Source organism: Parapedobacter tibetensis, from assembly GCF_024704835.1.
GTDB lineage: Bacteria > Bacteroidota > Bacteroidia > Sphingobacteriales > Sphingobacteriaceae > Parapedobacter > Parapedobacter tibetensis.
In genome coordinates this window covers 1-20,952 of sequence record NZ_JAMXBE010000028.1, presented here as the reverse complement: position 1 = coordinate 20,952, position 20,952 = coordinate 1, and the positions used below count along the sequence as shown (strand labels likewise).

The 20,952-nt window shown below is 46.8% G+C and carries 15 protein-coding genes; all 15 read left to right on the top strand.

Annotated features, from left to right (window positions below; translation table 11 throughout):
• Nucleotides 1-307 precede the first annotated feature (307 nt).
• The 15 genes from NF543_RS24175 to NF543_RS24105 are packed head-to-tail and all read left to right on the top strand — an operon-like array spanning nt 308 to nt 20,820.
• Nucleotides 308-859 (top strand): Pvc16 family protein, encoded by a 552-nt coding sequence (locus NF543_RS24175; RefSeq protein ID WP_257670744.1) that lies wholly within the window; start codon nt 308-310, stop codon nt 857-859.
• A 19-nt stretch (nt 860-878) separates the two neighbouring features.
• On the top strand, nt 879-1,505 hold the full coding sequence (locus NF543_RS24170) for a hypothetical protein (protein ID WP_257670743.1): 627 nt from the start codon (nt 879-881) through the stop codon (nt 1,503-1,505).
• A gap of 36 nt (nt 1,506-1,541) precedes the next feature.
• Nucleotides 1,542-2,960, top strand: a complete 1,419-nt coding sequence (locus NF543_RS24165) for a phage tail sheath family protein (RefSeq protein WP_257670742.1) — start codon at nt 1,542-1,544, stop codon at nt 2,958-2,960.
• A 47-nt stretch (nt 2,961-3,007) separates the two neighbouring features.
• Complete coding sequence (locus NF543_RS24160; protein WP_257670741.1) at nt 3,008-3,442, top strand: phage tail protein; 435 nt, start codon at nt 3,008-3,010, stop codon at nt 3,440-3,442.
• Nucleotides 3,442-3,933 carry a phage tail protein gene (locus tag NF543_RS24155; RefSeq protein ID WP_257670740.1) on the top strand — a complete coding sequence of 164 codons (492 nt, stop codon included), beginning with the start codon at nt 3,442-3,444 and terminating at the stop codon, nt 3,931-3,933. Before NF543_RS24160 ends, NF543_RS24155 begins: the two co-directional genes overlap by 1 nt.
• 12 nt (nt 3,934-3,945) lie before the next feature.
• Nucleotides 3,946-4,122, top strand: a complete 177-nt coding sequence (locus NF543_RS24150) for a DUF5908 family protein (RefSeq protein WP_257670739.1) — start codon at nt 3,946-3,948, stop codon at nt 4,120-4,122.
• Nucleotides 4,122-4,838, top strand: a complete 717-nt coding sequence (locus tag NF543_RS24145; protein WP_257670738.1) for a CIS tube protein — start codon at nt 4,122-4,124, stop codon at nt 4,836-4,838. The genes NF543_RS24150 and NF543_RS24145 overlap by 1 nt, the downstream gene beginning before the upstream one ends.
• A gap of 7 nt (nt 4,839-4,845) precedes the next feature.
• Nucleotides 4,846-6,594 carry a type VI secretion system tip protein VgrG gene (vgrG, locus tag NF543_RS24140; RefSeq protein WP_257670737.1) on the top strand — a complete coding sequence of 583 codons (1,749 nt, stop codon included), beginning with the start codon at nt 4,846-4,848 and terminating at the stop codon, nt 6,592-6,594.
• 8 nt (nt 6,595-6,602) lie between these two features.
• Nucleotides 6,603-6,890, top strand: a complete 288-nt coding sequence (locus tag NF543_RS24135; protein ID WP_257670736.1) for a PAAR domain-containing protein — start codon at nt 6,603-6,605, stop codon at nt 6,888-6,890.
• A gap of 3 nt (nt 6,891-6,893) precedes the next feature.
• Entirely contained in the window at nt 6,894-7,313 is a 420-nt protein-coding gene (locus NF543_RS24130) for a GPW/gp25 family protein (RefSeq protein ID WP_257670735.1), read from the top strand.
• 6 nt (nt 7,314-7,319) lie between these two features.
• Nucleotides 7,320-10,874, top strand: a complete 3,555-nt coding sequence (locus tag NF543_RS24125) for a baseplate J/gp47 family protein (RefSeq protein WP_257670734.1) — start codon at nt 7,320-7,322, stop codon at nt 10,872-10,874.
• Entirely contained in the window at nt 10,871-13,849 is a 2,979-nt protein-coding gene (locus NF543_RS24120; RefSeq protein ID WP_257670733.1) for a baseplate wedge protein, read from the top strand. Before NF543_RS24125 ends, NF543_RS24120 begins: the two co-directional genes overlap by 4 nt.
• 2 nt (nt 13,850-13,851) lie before the next feature.
• Nucleotides 13,852-17,601, top strand: a complete 3,750-nt coding sequence (locus tag NF543_RS24115) for a hypothetical protein (protein WP_257670732.1) — start codon at nt 13,852-13,854, stop codon at nt 17,599-17,601.
• 3 nt (nt 17,602-17,604) lie between these two features.
• Nucleotides 17,605-19,173 (top strand): contractile injection system tape measure protein, encoded by a 1,569-nt coding sequence (locus NF543_RS24110; RefSeq protein WP_257670731.1) that lies wholly within the window; start codon nt 17,605-17,607, stop codon nt 19,171-19,173.
• Nucleotides 19,174-19,194: 21 nt separating this feature from the next.
• Entirely contained in the window at nt 19,195-20,820 is a 1,626-nt protein-coding gene (locus NF543_RS24105) for an N-acetylmuramidase domain-containing protein (protein WP_257670730.1), read from the top strand.
• The last annotated feature ends 132 nt before the right edge of the window (nt 20,821-20,952 follow it).

Below are 20,952 nucleotides of genomic sequence, written 5' to 3'. Positions count from 1 at the left end.
CGGATTTCATAGGGCCCCGTGTCACAGCGACACGGGGCCTTTTTTTTTTGACCAACGCCATATAGGGCGTCTTGGGGATAGCACCCTCCCAAGACGCCCTTTTCTTTTTTCCTACTGTTGCAGTATCCCCACTGCTACAACAAACCAAAATACACCAAAATGGGTATTGCCCAGATTCATAAGCCTTTTGATATTTGTCTTATACATCAGTCTAAGCCTTTTTTAGATGAGCTGTACCAATCGATCAATAATAAATTTTAAATGAGCTACCCGTTTTTTTGTAATCAATATAGAAAGGAATTATAAGATGCTTTATCCCGCAATTGAAAATATTCAACGTGTATTGAACGATAACATTGACCGTACGGTCACCATCGCGAATATCGCGGAGATCATATCAGATAAAGTTGATATAACCGATGTGGATGTCATCATTTCATTGGTCAATATCGAGGAGGTGAGGTTGGCAAGAGATCACCAATATGTGGTGAAAATTGGGGATGAGCTATTGCCCAAGAAACCTGCGGTACATCTTAACCTTTCTTTGCTTTTCACGGCACATGGGGCAGGGTATGAACAGGATATCAGAACATTACAGGAAGTCGTTTCTTTCTTCCAGCGAAAGGCAGTGTTTGACAAAACAAACACACCAACCCTTATCGATGATGGCCTCGAAAGATTAATGATGGAAATGGTAACCCTCAATATCGAACAACTCCAGCAACTGTGGTCGATGCTTGGTGGTAGGTACCAACCGTCAGTACTCTATAAAATGCGGATGGTGACCATCGATAGTGTGGAGACAAATCCCATAGCACCCATCAAGCAGATCGAAGCTTATTATAAAAACAAGAATTAGCCAAATACTATTAGCCGCCATGGACTTCATCAACATAAGATACGAAAAACTGTTTTCAATCTTCTTGGCTCATGCCGATTTTCCGGTTCCAGAGACAGGCAAAAATTGGATGGAGTCCCTTGCTGAGCAGCTAAGTATGGAACCGGATGAGAAAACGAAACAGTTATTTACCGCCCACGACATTCATTGCCGCTTTAATTACAATACACTGACGTGCTATATACGGGTAATGGACAATGAAAATAAACCATTCCACCGGCTGACGAATGATTTTTCGGCGAGGTTTATCCTTAATGCTTCGCGGGTGTTTATGGCCGGATTGGCGGTGTCACCAGTTTTTGGTAAAGACCATATTTACCATTTCCCGATTAAATTGAAGACTACGGCCTCATCAACCATTTTAAAAGACAATTTATTGTCAACGGTGGCATCCAATACACCTGACCATATTTTCCACCAAGGAGAACCGGGGCATTGGGAACTACAAGCTGTGAATATTGCTGGTTGCTTTGGAGTGATAGACGTCATACCTGAGGGAAGTAGCAAAAACAGATTGTTTAAAAATGAAGCCACGCAAGTACTCAACTATACCGTAGCCAACGGCAAAGCGAACGAACATTTATACCGCATCACATTTAAATCCTGATATTAATTGATTTTTGAAATCTTAAATTTTTGAAAAATGGCACAAATAAATGAAACCGCAATCAAAACGCCCGGTGTGTACATCAATGAAATACCATTGTTTCCACCATCAGTGGCCCAGGTAGAAACGGCCATCCCAGCGTTCATCGGCCACACACAAAAGGCCGAAAATGAGTTGGGTGAATCGTTGACCAACAAACCGACCAAGATATTCTCGCTCAAAGAATACGAGCGATATTTTGGTGGTCCCGAAAATCAGTCTGACATCAAGGTGACGGTGAACCAAACTACCGAAGGCACCAGCGTGGTCTCGCTTTCCGCAGTGGCCGAATTGCCTGCAGACAAAGTTTCGAAATACAAAATGTACTATAGCTTGCGACTGTATTTTGCGAACGGTGGAGGCCCATGTTATATTGTATCGGCTGGATCCACTGCTGCAAATATTACCGCTGCCTCCCTCGATGCTGGCCTCTCTGCTTTGGCGACGAGTGACGAACCCACGATCATTGTTATACCCGACGGATTGGCGCTCGCAAAAGACAAGTATTATGAACTCATGGGGAAAGCAATTGATCAATGTGTATCATTGCAAGACCGGTTTACCTTGATAGACGTACATTCCGAGGGCACCAACGTGACCAATACCGTCACAGGGTTCCGTACGGATTTTACCAAAAACGACAACCTGAATTACGCGGCGGCTTACTATCCATACCTAAAGACCACCTTTGAGTATGCATACGTAGACACAGCGGTAAACGTGGTGGTGGTGACCAATGGGACTGCTGCTGCTGCCGTGAAACTGAACACATTAAAAATCACACAAACGGCCATTTACAATCTTTGTATCGATACCATCAACAACAAGTTGAGTCCTACGTTGGCCCCATCGGCTGCGATGGCTGGTATCTACGCCCGTGTAGATGGATCCAGGGGAGTGTGGAAAGCACCTGCCAATGTTTCGGTCAGCTCGGTCTACGGCCTGAGTGTGAATATTTCAGATGCTGAACAGGGCGCAATGAATATTGATGCCACCACAGGTAAGTCCGTGAATGCCCTGCGCTCTTTTCAGGGGAAAGGGTTTTTGGTATGGGGAGCCCGCACGTTGGCAGGAAACGACAATGAATGGCGATATGTGAATGTCCGCCGGTTGTTTATCACAGTGGAAGAATCCGCAAAAAAGGCCACCATGCAGTTTGTATTCGAGCCTAACGATGCTAATACTTGGGTAAAGCTAAGGGCTATGCTCGAAAACTACCTAACCTTGCTGTGGCGTCAAGGCGCATTAGCGGGGAGCAAGCCCGAACATGCCTTCTATGTGCGCTGTGGGCTGAATCAAACCATGACCGCTCAAGATATCCTTGAGGGGAAACTTATCGTGGAGATTGGCATGGCAGCAGTGCGCCCAGCTGAATTTATCATCTTGCGGTTCTCGCATAAAATGCAGGAATCGTAGTGCTATTGGAATAAATCGAAATATGAACCTTATAAATCAATAATAAAATGGCAAATTATCCACTACCGAAGTTCCATTTCCAAGTAGAATGGGGCGGAGCTAAGATCGGTTTCAGCGAAGTGACTGGCTTGGACGTGACCATTGAGCCCATCGAATACCGTGATGGAGCAAGTCCGGAATATCACAAAATCAAGATGCCCGGTTTGCAAAGCTTCTCCAACATTACCCTCAAACGAGGTGTATTCAAAGGAGATAATGATTTTTACAACTGGTGGAATACCGTCGCCTTGAATAAAATCGAAAGGCGTGATATCATCATCTCCCTACTGGACGAATCACACGCCCCTGTAGTGGTATGGAAAATCAAAAACGCTTGGCCGTTGAAGGTGCAATCGACAGATTTGAATGCCACCGGCAATGATGTGGCCCTCGAGACGGTTGAAATCGCACATGAAGGTTTAACCATTCAAAACGAAGGATAATGTTTGCGTATCCGCCAGTAGGGTTTCATTTTTTGGTGGCCTTTGAGCTCTTCCCGCAGACACCCAACGATTTCCGCTTTCAGGAGGTGAGCGGCTTGGACATGACCATGACAACCGAAACGATCACGGAAGGTGGTCAGAACAGGTTTGTTTGGGAACTACCCGTACGGGCCAAGTATTCGGATCTGGTGCTCAAGCGCGGCATGTTTATCGGGTCGGGAATATTGATGTGGTGTAAAAACGCATTCGAAAACTTTGTGTTCGAACCCGTAAACATCATGATCGCCCTGCTCAATGACAACCATGTTCCCATACAGGCGTGGTATGTCGTAAACGCTATCCCCAAACAATGGGCCGTATCAGCCTTCGACGCCGAGAGAAGCACGGTTGTAGTGGAAAGCATCACGCTCAGCTACCAATATTTCAATATCATCAGCGTGGATTCCTTATTCTCCGCAGCAGGTAGTTTCAGCGCGTCTGTAAGCATATAAAAGTAACCCGAGATGCCTATTGAGATCAAAGAACTGCATATCAAAGCCGTGATAACTTCAGAAAACCACACAAGGGAAAATAGAAATAACGGCTTTGATAAAGCAGATGTCATCAAATTGAAAAAGGAACTCACCAATGAAGTGCTGGCAGAAGTACTCCGTAGGATGAAACAACGAAACGAACGCTAATGTTTGGCAATACAACACAATTCGAAAAGCTGTATGTACAGCCTTATTTAGATGCTGCATTCAGCAAGGAGGCACCGGAGCAAAAATTCAGTGCCCTCATCAATCCGGCTACCTACTCATGTAAGTACGAGTTTGAATATGACGATACGCAGGCCGGTGGTACGTCTTCGGTGCAGATGAAATTCAACAAAATCAAACCGCAGCAGTTCAATTTTGATTTCGTGTTTGATGGCACCGGAGTAGTGAAGGAGGCCTCGATATTGAGCCTGTCTATAGCCAATCCATTTGAAAAGCCAGCAACGGTAACCGACCAGATTGACGATTTCAAAAAGAAAATCATTGATTTCAAAGGCGATAAACACCGTCCATACTACCTCAAAATCCATTGGGGAACACTATTATTCAAGGGTGTACTCAACCAGATTGATATCGAGTTTAAAGTGTTTGGATTGGATGGCGCACCTATTCGCGCGATAGCGAGATGTGCGTTCACGGGTAGTATTGAGGAGAGCCTCCGCAAAGCACTTGAAGATAAGCAAAGCCCCGATATCACACATGAGCGGCTGTTTGGGGCATCTGATCGTATAGACCGTATGGCAGGAAATATCTATGAAGACGATCAATATTATATTGATGTGGCGCAATTCAATGCCTTGGATAGTTTCCGCAAGATTAAACCGGGTACCAGACTATATTTTCCACCATTAGCAAAATAAACGTAACATGCCCACTCAACTACAGACGGATTTGGTGACATTCAACATGTTGGTTGGTGACTCTTCCACATTGAGTGCGGCAGATGAAATTCCACAAGAATTGCATGTGATTGATATCCGTGTGGAGCTAGCCATCAACAAGCTGCCCATTGCTACGTTCAAAATAGTTGATGGCACTCCGTACGAGCAAGATTTCGTGCTGAGCAACAGTGGACTTTTCGCTCCGGGAAAGTATATTGAAATAAAACTGGGCTACAACAACACGAATACTACGGTTTTCAAGGGTATTGTCGTAGCAAATAACCACCAAGTCAATGGCAGCTCTTCCTTTTTGCAAGTGACATGCAAACATGAGGCGGTTAAAATGACCATCGGCAAGAAGAGCCGACATTACAATGAGATAAAAGACAGTGATGTAGCGGAATTTCTCCTTGCTGAAAACAATATTAGTGACCTGGATATCCAGCCTTCCGACGTTGTGCACGAACAATTGCTGCAAACGCAGGTGAGCGATTGGGATTTCATGGTTAGCCGGCTGGATGTATGCGGACTTGCCTGCCTAATTGATGGCGCTAAAGTAATCGCCAAAAAACCGGCTACAGCGGAAGAAGCCGTGTTGAAATTGACTTACGGCGAAAACATCTATGAATTCAATGCTGAAATAGATGCGCGCACGCAAGCTACTGAAGTGAACGGCCATGCGTGGGATTACAGTATCCAAGATATGGAGACCGTAGTGGCCAATGACACGGCGGATGGTTATGCCGGCGATAGTACACCCGATGAATTGGCGGCAATAGCCGGACAACCGTACGAGATGCGCACACCTGCCTACCTGCCTACACAGGAATTGCAAGCGTTGGTGGATGCCAAAAAAATCCGGCAGTCGCTTTCCAAGATAAAGGGAACCGTGCGTTTTCAAGGAAATGTCGATGTGAAGCCGGGGAGTTTTATTGAACTGGCAGGTGTAGGTGACCAATTCAATGGAAAGATATTTGTTTCCGCCGTGATTCATCAGTATGGCGAAGGTAATTGGTTTGCCGAAGCCACACTGGGATGGGAAGAAGCATTTTTCGCCGAAAAAATAAATGTAGAAGCAGCATTTGTCCATACGGGTCAATGTGCAACAATGCAGGGTCTGCAAATCGGCGTGGTGACCGATATCATTGATCCCAATGGGGAGGACCGCATAAAAATATGTTTGCCGATGATCAACTTAAACGATGAAGGTGTCTATGCCCGGATAGCTGTATTGGATGCAGGTGCCGGGCGTGGCACATTCTTCCGTCCGGAAGTTGGCGATGAAGTCGTCGTAGGGTTCATGAACAACGATGTAAAGCACCCGGTTATTCTCGGTATGTTGCATAGCAGTGCCAAACCTGCCCCATTCGTCGCTGAGGAAGCGAATGATACCAAGGGGTACGTTTCCCGTTCGGAGGTCAAGATTACCATCAACGATGGCGAAAAAAGCGTGACCATTGAAACACCGGGCGGCAGGAAATTGGCCATGAATGACGACGCAGGAACGATTGAATTGGAAGACCCTAATGGCAACAAGATTGTGTTGGACAGCGAAGGCATTTTGGTCGAAGCCGCAACAAATTTGACATTGAAGGCTGGCAATTCCATTTCCATTCAGGCTGCGCAGCTCGATGTGAAGGCAGATATGAGTGCCAAAATAGCAGGTGGATCGGCGTTGAGTATCGAAAGTTCGGGGATTGCCGAAATCAAAGGATCAATGGTAATGATTAATTAATAGCAGTTATGAGCATAGCAGCAAGAATCAGCGATACACACACCTGTCCAGCAGCGACTCCCAACCCTCATGTGGGTGGAGTAATATTGCCCGCTGGTTGCCCAACGGTTTTAATTGGTGGTTTGCCGGCGGCTAGGTTAGGCGATTTATGCGCCTGCCCAGGCCCACCGAATGCAATAGTCAAAGGATCGGCAACAGTGATGATTGGTGGCATGCCCGCGGCACGGATGGGTGACTCCACGGCTCATGGAGGCCTTGTAACCGGTGGATGCCCCACCGTAATCATAGGAGGATAAAAGATGAACGTCATGCGAAAATCGTTTTTAGGAACCGGTTGGGCTTTCCCTCCGGAATTTGAGCAAGCCGGAGGAACCACCTCCATGATGAGTGATGCCGAGGATATTCATAGCAGCCTGGAAATACTATTATCAACAAGGCCGGGTGAGCGGGTAATGCGCCCAGAATATGGCTGCAATTTGGATGAATTGATATTCGAGCCGCTTACCACCACATTCAAGACATACATAAAGGACCTGATCCATACGGCGATACTGTATCATGAACCCCGGATAGATGTGCTGAAAATAGTGCTCAATGATACAGGTGAGTTGGAAGGACAGATCCTGATTGCTATAGACTATATGATCCGATCGACAAACTCGAGGTTCAATTTTGTATATCCATTCTATATCAACGAAGGTACAGACGTGAAAAAATAAACCAACATGGCGTGTTCAGATAAAAATATGTTGACCCGGGAAGGAACAGGGCGGTACAACCGAAGGTTGGAAGCGCTTTCTCCACTGTATGTCCAAGTGGACGAACGGAGCACGCAGGATATGTTGCTGTTTATTAAGCGTTATGCACCATATATCAACTACTTCGGAACAGACAATACCATGGATGGCACCTGGGAAGCTTTGGTGCAACGGGATGTGAGTATGGTGCTTTCGGTACTGGCGGCCATTGATCCCATAAGTATTTCGGACTATCAAAAACTGCTGTACAAACGCATTTGGCTTGCTGTGAAGGATGGCAATGAAAATGAAGCAAAGCGGCAGTTCAAATACATATTCGACTTGGTTTATACCATGGTCAAAATCATCGACGAACAATGTCAACACCTGCAAAATGAAATGGATTATCAGCAGGAAATCGAGGAAGTAATCAGCCGGAAAATGAATAGGCCCTATACACGCCTCGATTCGTTCAGAAAACAACACGCTTCACTATTGATCGACACGGCAGAAACGGATCCGACGGCGCCTTTCCCAACATTGAATTCGTCGTCCCCAATTCCATTTCATTATTTCAAGGATACAGGCGATGTGTTGAATATGACCATTCCTAATATAGATACGCTTTCCAAGATCAAGTATGTAATCCAGCATAATCTATTTGATGCACAGGTAAAGGCGTTGTTTGCAGGGGTATCGGCCGTTACCCGCCAATCTGAAGACCTGCTCCAGCAATCGTTAACACATCATGCCAAACATGAACCCCACATGGCATTACTGCTGTCGTTCTTGCATGTTTTTAAACACGCACAAGATAGTCTCAATACTTATGGGAAGCGGCATCTCGACCATTATTATAAAAACATCCTCCGGTTGAAGAACAAAGCAGCTGAACCGGACAATGCGTTTTTGGTATTCGGTTTACAAAAGCATGTTGACCAACATGTTCTTACCCAAGGCACGCTATTCAAAGGCGGTAAAGATGATGCTGGTAATGCTCGGGAATATCGACTGACGGATGATGTGGTGTTGACCAAGGCAGCGGTGGCAAAAATCAATGCGATCCGGAAGTCCAAAGGTGCGTTGTTTGCTTTGGAAGACAGCAATATTCCATCACCAGATGCCCCAGTCAGCCATGACAATAGTTGGTTTGCATTTGGCGATGGGACGACGGCGCCTACCCCCGACGTGGGGTTTGCCATCGCATCCAACTTGTTGTTTCTTGCGGAAGGTGAACGACGGATCGAGATTTCCATTCGTTTTCAAACAGCACTGAAAAGTGCAGTATTGATGAAGCCGGGAGACGCGGTTGCTGCATTCAAGATATGGCTTACCGGCGAGAAAGGATGGGTAGCGGTTGAGGCGCTAACGGCTTACAATGAAGCAAAAAGAACGCTCTCACTCTCCATTGAACTTGACATGAATATGGAGTCAATTGTCCCCTATACCGAAAAAATTCACCAAAAGGGGATATCCAGCGGCTTACCCATGTTGTTGGCATGTTTTGATCAGCAACATAGTCCGGTCACTTATGATGCGTTGAGCAGTAACAAGGTTGCCACGATGACGATACAGGTGGGGGTTACAGGAGCCAAGGACCTCGCCTTGAGTAACGACGTGGGCATGTTGGACAATGGGAAGCCTTTCAAGCCATTTGGTGATTTTCCGCGTTCGGGAGCGGGCTTTTATGTGGGCAGCAAGGAAATCTTTCAGAAGGACTTGTCATCGCTAGCGCTGGTGAGCGATATACCCGATGAATTTACGGTGCAATATTTACACAAAGGTAAATGGCTTAATGTAGCTAAAAGCAAAACCGACAATGCGTATGCATTGAGCCCTAAAGGTAAGTTGCCGTTATTTAAGGCCACCGCGATGGATTTTGGGAATAATGTGCCTTATAACAAAGCAGCGAAGGAGGGCTTCATCCGACTTCAACTGAATAACAATAAATATTCCTTGCAAGCCTATACAAGCGCCTTGAATGACAGCATGAATAGGGTTGAACTTCGGCGATTTGCCAATGTGGATGCCGAACTACGACGTAAAACAGCTGGAGCGATATCCCAAGAAAAATTAATGATGTCGAGCGCGGGCAACGATATCCAAAATCGTTTGGAGATCGCAGATAGGGCATTGCTGGAACATGAAGGGTATAGAATGGCTGGTTTTTCTACGCCCACACCACTTGAATTCGTTGTTAATTTATTTTCTATCAACTATACGGCGGCAGCTACGCTTGATTTTGTAGGTAACGGAAGTAGGCATCACTACTACCATATCCATCCGTTTGGGCATGAACGCGTTGCCCGGGCAACGCCAACACTGTTGCCTGAGACCGCCCATGCCGGTGAACTGCTCATCGGACTGACAGATGCCAAATCCCCAACAACCGTCACCATGCTTTTCGAACTGGCAGAAGGTAGCTCCAACCCATTGAAAAACATGGAGCATGTCTCTTGGTATTACTTGGATAAGCATAACAACTGGCAACTTTTTGAAGAAGCTAGCCTCATCGATGGAACGGTGAACCTGACCCGGACGGGCATCGTTACGGCCACATTCCCGCCTCATGCCGGTAGGGAAGGTACCGTGATGCCAACGGGCATGTTATGGATGAAAGCATGTGTATCCCAACATACGGATGCGGTGTGTAAAGTGCTGGATATCCGTGCACAGGCGGGCAAGGTTGAATTGGTGCAGGATGAAAACAACGGCATTGTTTTCCGGCAGACTTTGCCAAAAGACACCATCGCAAAACTCCAGACCAGTGACAGCGCCGTGAAGACCATCGAGCAACCCGCCGATTCGCAACATGGCAGAATGGTAGAAAGCGATGAACACTTCTATACCAGGGTGAGCGAACGCCTGCGCCACAAGCAACGTGCCATCTCCATATGGGATTATGAGCATATGGTACTGGAAAAATTTCCTGAAATCTATAAAGTGAAGTGTATCAATCGGGCGGGGTTTGTGGATAAAGACGGACAACAGGTATTTTGCGAAAACTATCCGGGCCATGTAACCATTATTCCCATCCCCGATTTGAATAATAAATACAGCACCAACCCTTTGCGGCCTTATACACCGATTGGTCTGTTGGCCGATATAGCGACCCATTTGGATCAGTTTCGCAACCCGTTTGTAACATTGCATGTGAAAAACCCACAATTTGAGGAGGTACAGCTTCAATTTGATGTGAAATTTCATGAAAATAGCGATGAAAAATTCTATCTCAATCAGCTCAATGATGACATCGAGCGCTTTCTATGCCCTTGGGCCTTTGGCAATGGGGAGCAACTGTCTTTCGGGGGGAAAATAGCCAAAAGCACGTTGATTAACTTCATCGATGAGCGCCCTTATGTAGCCGTTGTAAGTGCGTTCAAACTGCATCATATCATTCACAACGAATGGAATCATACAAAGACGATCACCTATGACGTAGATGAAGCGGTGGCTTCATCTGCCCGCTCGGCGTTGGTTTCCCATGATAAATCTGGTGTGAAACACCTCATTAATGTCATCCAAAACTGCACTTGTATATGACCTCACAACATACCATACCGAAAACAAGGGCATTGCCTCCGGCAATGGACTATGAGTTGTTGCGCAGCGAAGGGCTGCGCCATATCCAAAACCTTGCCAGTGATGTGTGGACCGACTACAATTCACATGACCCGGGGATTACGTTGCTGGAGGCCTTGTGCTATGCCGCTACCGAATTGGGCTACCGCAGCAATTTCGACATGGAAAGCCTGCTTCATGAGGCGCCGGACCAACCATTTTTTACGGCTAGAACCATTCTGACAAACAATCCGCTTACCATCAATGATTATCGGAAGCTGTTGGTGGATATCGATGGTGTACATAATGTATGGTTGGTTGTCAATGGTAAGCAGGAGGTACCCCTGTATTTTGATGCCGAAAACAAAAAGCTGCAAACTACTCCAACAAATAAGCCAATAACAATCAATGGATTATATGAGGTTGTAATAGACTTGGAAGTAGACGAGGAATACGGCGACCTCAATTGTGGGGACGTAGAAATTCCCAATCCTTCCTTTGACTATTCGGTAATGGAGAATTTATTTGAAGGCGAATTCTTTGTGAAGTTTGAACTACCCGGACTAAGCGAGATCGGTGATGAAATCAGCGGGTTGACGTTGACTATAGCTACCGTGACAAAAGACAGTGAAAAACCGGGCCACTATGCTTTTGCCCTTGAGGATGACGATGGGAACGAATACACCGTCCCTTTTGGTGTAACCATTCCAAAACATCCTGCCGTCGGCATCATCAATGACGACCATATCTGGCAGATGCTGCAAGCCGATGGCTATGCATTGCAGGTGATGGATACATATCTGGGCAAAATCCAAAAAGCCGATGGCGTAATGAAGGAAGCGATCAAAATCCTTAATGAGCATCGAAACCTATGTGAGGATTTCCTGTCGGTAAAGCTTGTGGAGACGGCGGAAGTAGCATTGTGTTTTGACGTGGATGTAGCACCCGATGCCGATATCGAACGTGTGCAAGCTGAATTGTTTTATATCATCGAACAGTACTTCAATCCGCCAATTCATTTTTATACCCTCAAGGAAATGATGGATAAAGGCGTGCCTGTAACGGAGATATATGATGGTGTGGCCTTGTCGAGCGGTTTTGTGGAGACCTCCCAATTGGAGCAAACGCAGCTACGAACGCATATTTACGCGTCCGATCTGATTAACTTGATGATGGATGTGGATGGTGTGATGGCCATTCGCAACCTGCTGATGACCATGTATGACAAAGAAGGAAAACCCGTACCTGGGCACATAGGATTGGACTGGTGCATGGCTGTGAAGGCCAAGCACAAGCCCGTGTTGAGTATACAGCGCTCCAAGATCTTGTTCTTCAAGAGTGGCTTCCCTTTCATCGCACAATATGAGGAGGTGCGGGATACGGTTTTGATTCTGAAGGCACAGCGAGATCGTATAAAGCGGCAGCATATAGCGCTTGACCTGCCGATACCTCAAGGGGAGCCACGGGATACCTGGAACCATTGGCCTATGCAATATGATTTGCCCATGGTATATGGGGTGGCCGAGGCAGGTCTACCGCCAAATGCCGACAAACCACGGGTGGCCCGGCAAAAGCAACTCAAAGGATACCTGATGTTTTTTGAGCAGTTGCTGGCTGATTTTTTGGCCCAATTGACCAATGCTAAGCATTTATTTGCCACATCGGATATACGCCAAAGCTATTTTGCCCAATACCTTGGTGATATCAGGGACAATGACGGTGTATTGCGCGATGGATTGGCAAAAGCCATCAACCATGCCCCCGCCGAATTAGCGTGGCAGCACCTATATGAAAGCAAAGCACTATTTGCTGAACGAAAAAACCGTTTTCTCGACCATTTGTTGGCGCGCTTTGCCGAGTCGTTCAATGATTTTGCATTGCTGCAATACCGAATCAACTATGAACTACAAACAGCGGAAAGGATAGACGTGGATGAATTGATCAACGCCAAAATTAATACATTGGTCAATTACCCCGAAATCAGTTCCAACAGGGCAAAGGCATATAACTATTTCCCGCAGACGGATGATTACCAATTGGATGTGAGCAAGCTATGGGATACCGCTAATGTATCGGGACTGCAAAAACGGATTTGCTCGTTGACTGGTATCAGCGACGCCACTCGCCGGTTCCTGTACTGCATTAGAAACGTAGAAATTATATGTGAGGAAGAGATCGTTGAGGGTGTCGCCCATTGTCGGCATCGGTTCTCGTTGACCTCCAGATCAGGCATTGTCTTTCATTCGCAGACCTATGCATCCAAGTCTGAAGCAGAGGCGATATTAGCCATCATACTGACTGCCGGCACGGATCCTGCCAATTATCATCTCGAGGGAGATAAAATTCAATTACGCAGCCAAGATAATGCTGTACTGATCGAAAGTGCTGCTGATTATCCTACTTCGGAAGATGCCGACATGGCTATCCAGTCATTTTCAACGGAGCTGGGTCATGAATGCAATGATCCCGAAGGGTTGCACTTAATCGAGCACGTGCTGTTGCGTCCCCGTAATACCGATTTCGAATTCATGGATATGTGCCATGCCGATGAAGATTGCCCGTGCGAATGGGATACGTATTCGTTCAGGGCTTCCGTGGTATTGCCGTATTGGCCGGGACATTTTGATAACATGGCCTTCCGCACATATATGGAGGAAAAAATCCAAGAAGAAGCCCCTGCACATATACAACTCAAGGTTTGCTGGATTGACAATGAACAAATGAGACTGTTTGAAACCCGGTACAACGCATGGCTAGCCGAATTGGCCAACTATTACCAAGGTCGTAAACAGGATGCTTCCGCGTTGCAGCAAGCCAATGACGAGCTATTGGAATTATTGCCCCATTTGAAAAGCATTTATCCCAAAGCATCCTTGCACAACTGTGCCGAGAGTGATGCGGCGAGCAATACTGTCATGTTGGGCAGAACAATATTAGGAACATATTCAAATGAATGACTATGAAAGCATTAGCATCATACCCAGTTTTTGAGGCCGATCAAGTATTGACCAATACACACCTCAATGATGTGGTCGATTACTTGGAACAACAAGGCCGTTTGTCGCGCATCCGATTAGTGGGTAGCGGCGTCGTGTGTGGATTGGAGATTACCGCCAGGGAAGATGGCATAGCCATCAGTGCAGGCTGTGGTATCACATCACAGGGTTATCTTATCCAGCATTGCGATGAAGTGTATACCCATTATGCTGCGTATCATCCGCCCCTGCAGCCTGATGACCTACAGTTAATTAGCGAATGCCATGCCCAGACTGAGGGCTCGGTGCCTTATTATGGTGCCAAAAAAGGCGTATTGGAGCTGCTTGCTACGGAGGCAAAAGTGGCTGGTAAGAAAGCCATTTCCGGAATCAACAAAGAAGACTATGTAGTGGTACTATTTGTGGAAGCCACGCAGGTGAAACTCAAAAATTGTGATACCAACGATTGCAATGACAAAGGCAGCCGCATGGATTTTGTGGTTAAGCCGTTGTTGGTCGCAAAAGCCTCTTTCCCTGATGAAACTCCCATAAGTTTTAAGCCGCTCTCACTCAAAAGGTACAATGTGCCCTCGGATGCATTGGCATCGCCAGAAGATGTGCTGGACGGGTTTTATACCATTGTGGACGACTTGACATTGGACAATTTGGCTGAAAATCTCAAACTCAGCTGGCAAAGGTATGCAGAAATGCTCGACCTATCCTCGGCAAATCCGTTTGTAAAACTGAACTTAAAGGCAATAAGAGATCGGTTCAATTACAAACGGGGCAATTTTCATTATATCCAATATTTTTTTGATTTTATTGATGATTTGCTGAAAGCATTCACCGAATTTAGTTGCAAGGTACGGGAACTGTCAAGCGAGTGTTGCCCTAATGAGTTGGATTTCCCCTTACACCTTCCTTTGGGATTAGCATCAGCAACTACCCGTATGAGCCACCGAGATGTTTACAGGAAATATTTCGTCGGTGTGCCGGTGTTGAATGGCCAACATGCCGCGCGGGAAGAAGCGGCCTTGCTGCTGATGCGGATGCACATGATGGTGCAGGGGTTTGACGAACATTTGCTGTACGACAGCAAAACCATCAAAATCACGCCAAGTTACCTCGGGAATGGATACCTATCGGACAGAAGCATCCCTTATTACTACCAAGTAAAAGAATTGCATCATTATTGGGATTACAGCCGTAGCCGCTATGGAAATGCCGCCTCAAATTTGAGCTATCATGGTACGGTGTATAATGATTCGGATGCGGCGAAGGAGCCATTGCATTTTGATATCGAACGGTTTGACTTTTTCAGGATAGAAGGGCATATCGGTCATGATTACCGTGAAGTACTTAAAGAAATCACAGGTCAAAGACAAACGTATAACCTCCCGTTCGACTTGGTGGCGCTCAATGCCATCGATTTGACCGATATGCTACAAGGTAGGGAAATCACTTGCCAGATTAATGATTTACAGTCAGACTATCGAGTACTTACAGCGGGGTTGATCTGTCAACTAGAGCAGATAGTTGACTATGTAAGTGGATTGAAAGGCCGCAGACAGACTACCGAACCCGGTACCCGGGAAGAGATCAAACCAACAGGTAAGGGCACGTTGCTGTATGCCGATAAAGTGGGGGCATCCACGTTGTCTAGTGTCACCAACCGAATGCGTAAGGAATTTGTGGCTCAACAGGTGAGACAACCGGTGTCGGCCAGTAAGCCAACAGTGGAAACGTCAGCGAAGGCGAACAGCGTTTTAGCAGCCATATACGTTGGTAAACAAGGTGCCGAACGTGAAGCCACGGCAAAAACGGAAACACTGATTGATTACATCTCAACGGATATCAGTAAGTTTTTAGTCACCGACTTAATCAAATTTAAGGATTTGTTTGCTGCACTGGACTTGCTGCTATTTCTCCAGCATTTGGATAAGCTCATTTTGTATCTCTTGGAAAATGACCTCCCTACATTTACCGAAGAAGCGTACAAGAAACATTGGGATTTATATGCGTCCACGGTCGATAAACTACGGAAAAGCGCCGCGGAATTGAAAGATGAAAAACTGATTGAATTTTTCTCGGAAGAGAACCATGCTGTCCTATTCAAATGTACCAACGAGAAGTTATTTGCCCTCAAGGAAGAGTACCTCGAACGTGTGGAACGATACCAGGAAGCCGTTAATTTCAGTAAGTACTTTGCGAAGCATCCCGGTTTAGAGCACAAGGCAGGTGTGCCCAAAGGCGGCACATTCGTAGTGGTCTATGGGTCAACGGACAATCGCGTGCCCGGAAGCTTGATTACCAACCGCCCTTCGTTGAGCGATGTACGGGGTGCCGAGCTAGTGGCAGCCAATACCAGAATAGGAGCAGGGGGCAAACTGGATATCGTTGCCACTTCGGCCCCTACCAGCAGGACAGCACTAGTGGGTGGCAGTACGTTGTCCAAAGGAGAATACAGTGCGGTTTACAAACTCGTGAAAGATCTCAATCTCGGCAAAGAGGCGGTGCCCGTTATCGAAGCCCTGCAACGCAGGGAAATGGCAGAAGTACCGGGTAAAAGGGTGCCAGAAAATATAGTCATAGCTGACTTTTACCTCCCCTATATGTGCAAGAGCAATTGCCAGCCTATTGCCTACGTTTTTCAAGAATCGATACCCGTGGAGCCGGAGGAACCCGGGGAACCGGAACCTGGAAAACCGAGCATTTCGATCACCCCTCAGGAATTCTGTTCCAACGATGAACAACGTTATCCCATTGAAGCCCGTCCTGAAGGAGGTGAACTGACCATTGATGGTAAAGCTGTAAAGGAACATCAGGTTATCCCCAATACATTTGCGGTGGGAGCGCACACCATCGAATATACATTGGCCAATAAAGAGACCGCTGCGATCAAATTCACTGTTGAAGAAGCCATCGATGTTAATTACGTAGTGAAGGAAGTTCAATATGAGCCCAAAACAATGAATTGGAGTTTGTCGTTTGCAGGTTCTGGCTCCCGGGATATCAACAAGCTGAAATCGCGATGGCTGGTCGAAGGCAAACCCGTGGTGGAAAATAACGCGGTGCTCCAACAAATATTGACTCCGAACAATCCCAAGACGGAAATCACCTTCCAATTGGTGGATGGCCCCTGCGGGGAAAGTGCATTCAGCCGGATAATCCGCATTGAACAAAGTCATCAAGTAGTATGCGGTGATGAACGGGAAGTGAGGATACCCATTAAATCTGCCGCCGACATCAGCTTGGTAGGCACCCTCAAAGGTATACGGGCCGAAAAAAACGTCCTCGTAGTGGCACCCGCGGAGTTGTTTGCAGAACGGATTACCAACCAAGTCATCGCCTATTATCATGCAGTTGACGACGGCTATGTATTTGTGGCATTGAACCTCCAGAAGGGCGATGCTTCTTTTGAAGCAACCATCAGTGCACCCATACCCGATGCGGGGGAAACACGGGCGATTTTGAGCCAGGAACGTAATGTTACGATATCGCTCAAAGCTCGTTTAACGGGAGGCACCTCCACATGGTTAGTCAATGGCAAACCAAGTGCTGCCAAGGTCAGCATACCCGCCGAAGAGTTGGCAAGACTCGGGAAATTGACGATATCACATCAAATTGATTTCGGAAACGGACCATGTGTAACCCCTCGTGTATATGAAGATACTATGGAGCGTATTGGGAAACAACTTGAGGCTAATAAAGGAACATTGGTGATAACGCGATAAGCTATGTCTGTTCGTAATCATATTATCCATAGGCAGTCTATTCAGGTGGATTTCGATCGATCTGAAGATGAGACCGGACTGCCCAATCGCATTGCCACAGTTTTCTATGAGCGGATACAGCCAGGCATGGAACAGCTCTTTGACCAGTATTTCAAGGAAAAAAGCGATGTGCATTTACCGTTGCTAACACTCGATTGTGGTGTATTGTCCCGAGAAAATTGGGAAGATCGACTGGTGGAAAAGACGATGGAAGAATTGCAGCAGCAACTGCGATCGATGGCTACGACAAAAACATACAATAAACAGTCGCTTAAGGAACAATATACGGATGAATTGCTGTATTACTTGATAAAAGGTCGCTTCAAATGGGCTAATGGGAGCGCCACGCTTGTCGACATGGAAAGCAGTATCAGCATAGATAAGCGGTTTATAGACCGCATTGGTTTGGCCATTAGGCAATCATCGGATACATTGGACCGACTTTTCCATGTTCTTTCGGCAAGTTTTATACGAAGGCTGGTGGATAGCATCGCTGCGCAGTTGAATCTATTGGATGGCAAATTCGCTTCTTATTTATTGAAGCAACAGCTCAATAGTGACCGGCTTCACCGGGCCATTATCGGGTCATACGCCACTTATTGTGCCCAAGCCGACACGTCCAACGTCTCATGGCCTGCGCTGTTTACATCGGCATATAGCGTCATGGGAGATGCGACTGACAAGTTGCAATTGGCCAATTCGGTCGCCGCATTCATCCAGGATACTGCTGAAGGCAAAAGATTGATTGAAGATGATTCAACGTGGCAACGAATCCTATTTTCTTCAATCCAAGCGTTGGTTCCAGATAAAACGAACCAGTTGTTTCGAGTACTTGAGCGGATCATGACCAAACAGCATGCCGGTATGGAAGACGATACAGACAGTGAGCGGGTTAGCAAGGAAGAGAAAGGTAAAAATAAAAAACAACGGGCTAAAAATCGGTATGAAAAAGACAATGACCAGGATGGCGGAAATACCCCTAAAGATGAACATCCGAATCAAGGTGAACAGGATGTCGACAATACGGAAGATGAGATTATTTACATTGACAATGCCGGGTTGGTGATTGTGCATCCTTTTCTCAAGCCATTGTTCGAAACACTTGGTCTGCTGACAGAACGAGATGGTGCGGAACCCGAGGTAAATTGTGTAGCCCCGGTGTTGCTGCAATATTTGCTACAAGGAGATGAGGCAATCACGGAGTCCCAGCTTCCATTGAATAAAATCTTGTGTGGATTGTCTCCAGAAGCGTTTGTATCGTGCGATGTGAAATTGCCTGCCGGCAGTGCGCAGGCATGCGAGGAATTGTTGGTCGCGATCATCGACCACTGGAGCGCACTGAAAAATACCAGCCCCGCCGGGCTGCGGGAAACATTTATGCAACGGGGAGGCAAACTCACGAAGATAGAGACAGGATGGCGTTTGGAAGTCGAGGCTAAGGGCGTGGATGTGTTGTTATCCCACTTGCCATGGGGGATTGGGGCCATTAAGTTGCCCTGGATGAATGATATGTTAGTTGTCGAATGGGCTTAGATGGCCAAAAAACTTAAAGTCATGATACAGTTAAGACTTAATTCACAAGGAAATGCCGTTGAACTGTTGCAGGAACTGCTCAATGAATTTGGACATAACCTGATTGTTAATGGCCATTTCGATGCAGCCACGGATAAGGCTGTTAGGGAATTTCAGCGGCAAAACAATTTGGTGAGTGACGGTATCGTCTTCACCAAGACGTGGATCCGCCTTATCAACAACGTGCCACTCGATCTGAGCATCATGGAAGTGAAGTATCTCAAGGAGTCGGACATCACCAATCTTGCCACGCGCTTGGGGCTGGATGTAGCCACCATCAAAGCCGTCAACGAGGTGGAAAGCAGCGGCCGGGGTTTCAATGCAGACGGCAACCCCAAAATACTGTTCGAAGGGCATGTTTTTTGGCGTGAGCTGAAAAACCGGGGGATCAATCCCGCTGACCATATAGCCGGAAACCAAGATGTTTTATACAGCAAGTGGACCAAGCAGCACTATAAAGGGGGCAAGGGGGAATATGAACGCCTTGAAAAGGCGATCCACGTCGCGGGCAACAATAGCAAGGTAGCTGAAGCTGCTTATGCCTCAGCTTCATGGGGCTTGTTCCAAATCATGGGATTTCATTACAAAGCACTTGGCTATGGTAGCATCACGGAGTTTGTGGCAGCGATGCAACTGGATGAAGGACGGCATTTGGATGCATTTGGCCGTTTCCTTGAGGTAAATGGTCTCGTGCCCTTGCTGAAAGCCAAGCAATGGGCGGCCTTTGCAAAGCGGTACAATGGTGCTGGGTATGCGGCAAACCAGTATGATATGAAGTTGAAGACCGCTTATGAAAAGTATGCGGCAGCCGAGAGACCCCCGGTAATCGCCAGTGCCACAACGACAACGGTACTCCGTAAAAATGATTCGGGCGCATTGGTGAGCGAGCTCCAAACGCTGCTCAATGAATTGGATTATCCGGTAGAAGTAACGGGTGTTTTTGATGCCAAAACGGACCAGGCGGTCAAGGGATTTCAAAGTGCGCACTTGGACAAGCATGGTCAGCCCTTGACGGTAGACGGGGTGGTGGGACTGCTCACGTGGTGGGCATTTCAAAATCCGAGACCTCAAGCCACACAAGGAGCCATCAATTATCGTATGATGCCTGCGATGGAACCCGGTGAAAGCGGCATAGGTCGCAAAGCGTTGCATATCGCAATCGAAGAACTCAAGGCGGGTGCAGGCGAAGTGGGAGGGAATAACCGTGGCCCTTGGGTAGGGAAATATCTTACGCCTGCAGGTCTGCCTGAAGGGTATGCCTGGTGTGCAGCATTTGTGAGCTGGTGCTTTTTACAAGCGGTGGATGGTCAACTGCATCGTATGCCTTTCCAATATACCGCAGGGGCCCGCCATTTATTCAACCAGCTGAAAAACAAAGGATGGAGTTTTACAGGAACAGACAATAGGCAGCCCAAACCCGGTGACGTTGTTTGTTGGTGGCGAACTTCCTTGGCCTCGGGAAACGGGCATATCGGCATCGTCCACCATTGCAAAGATGGGTTTTTATACACGATAGAGGGCAACAAAGCCGCTAATGTGGCGGGTTTTTCCTATGTCAAAACGCGGATGGACAAGCTGTTGGGTTATGCGCGGATATTTGAAACATAATGGTTGGATACGATAAATTATAATGCGATGTTGACTTCACATACTTACTCGGAAAAAACTTCAAGCGTGGCCAATAAGGCAGGGCTATTTTTTCAATCCAAGCTCACAGTCAACCAACCCAATGATCCCTAT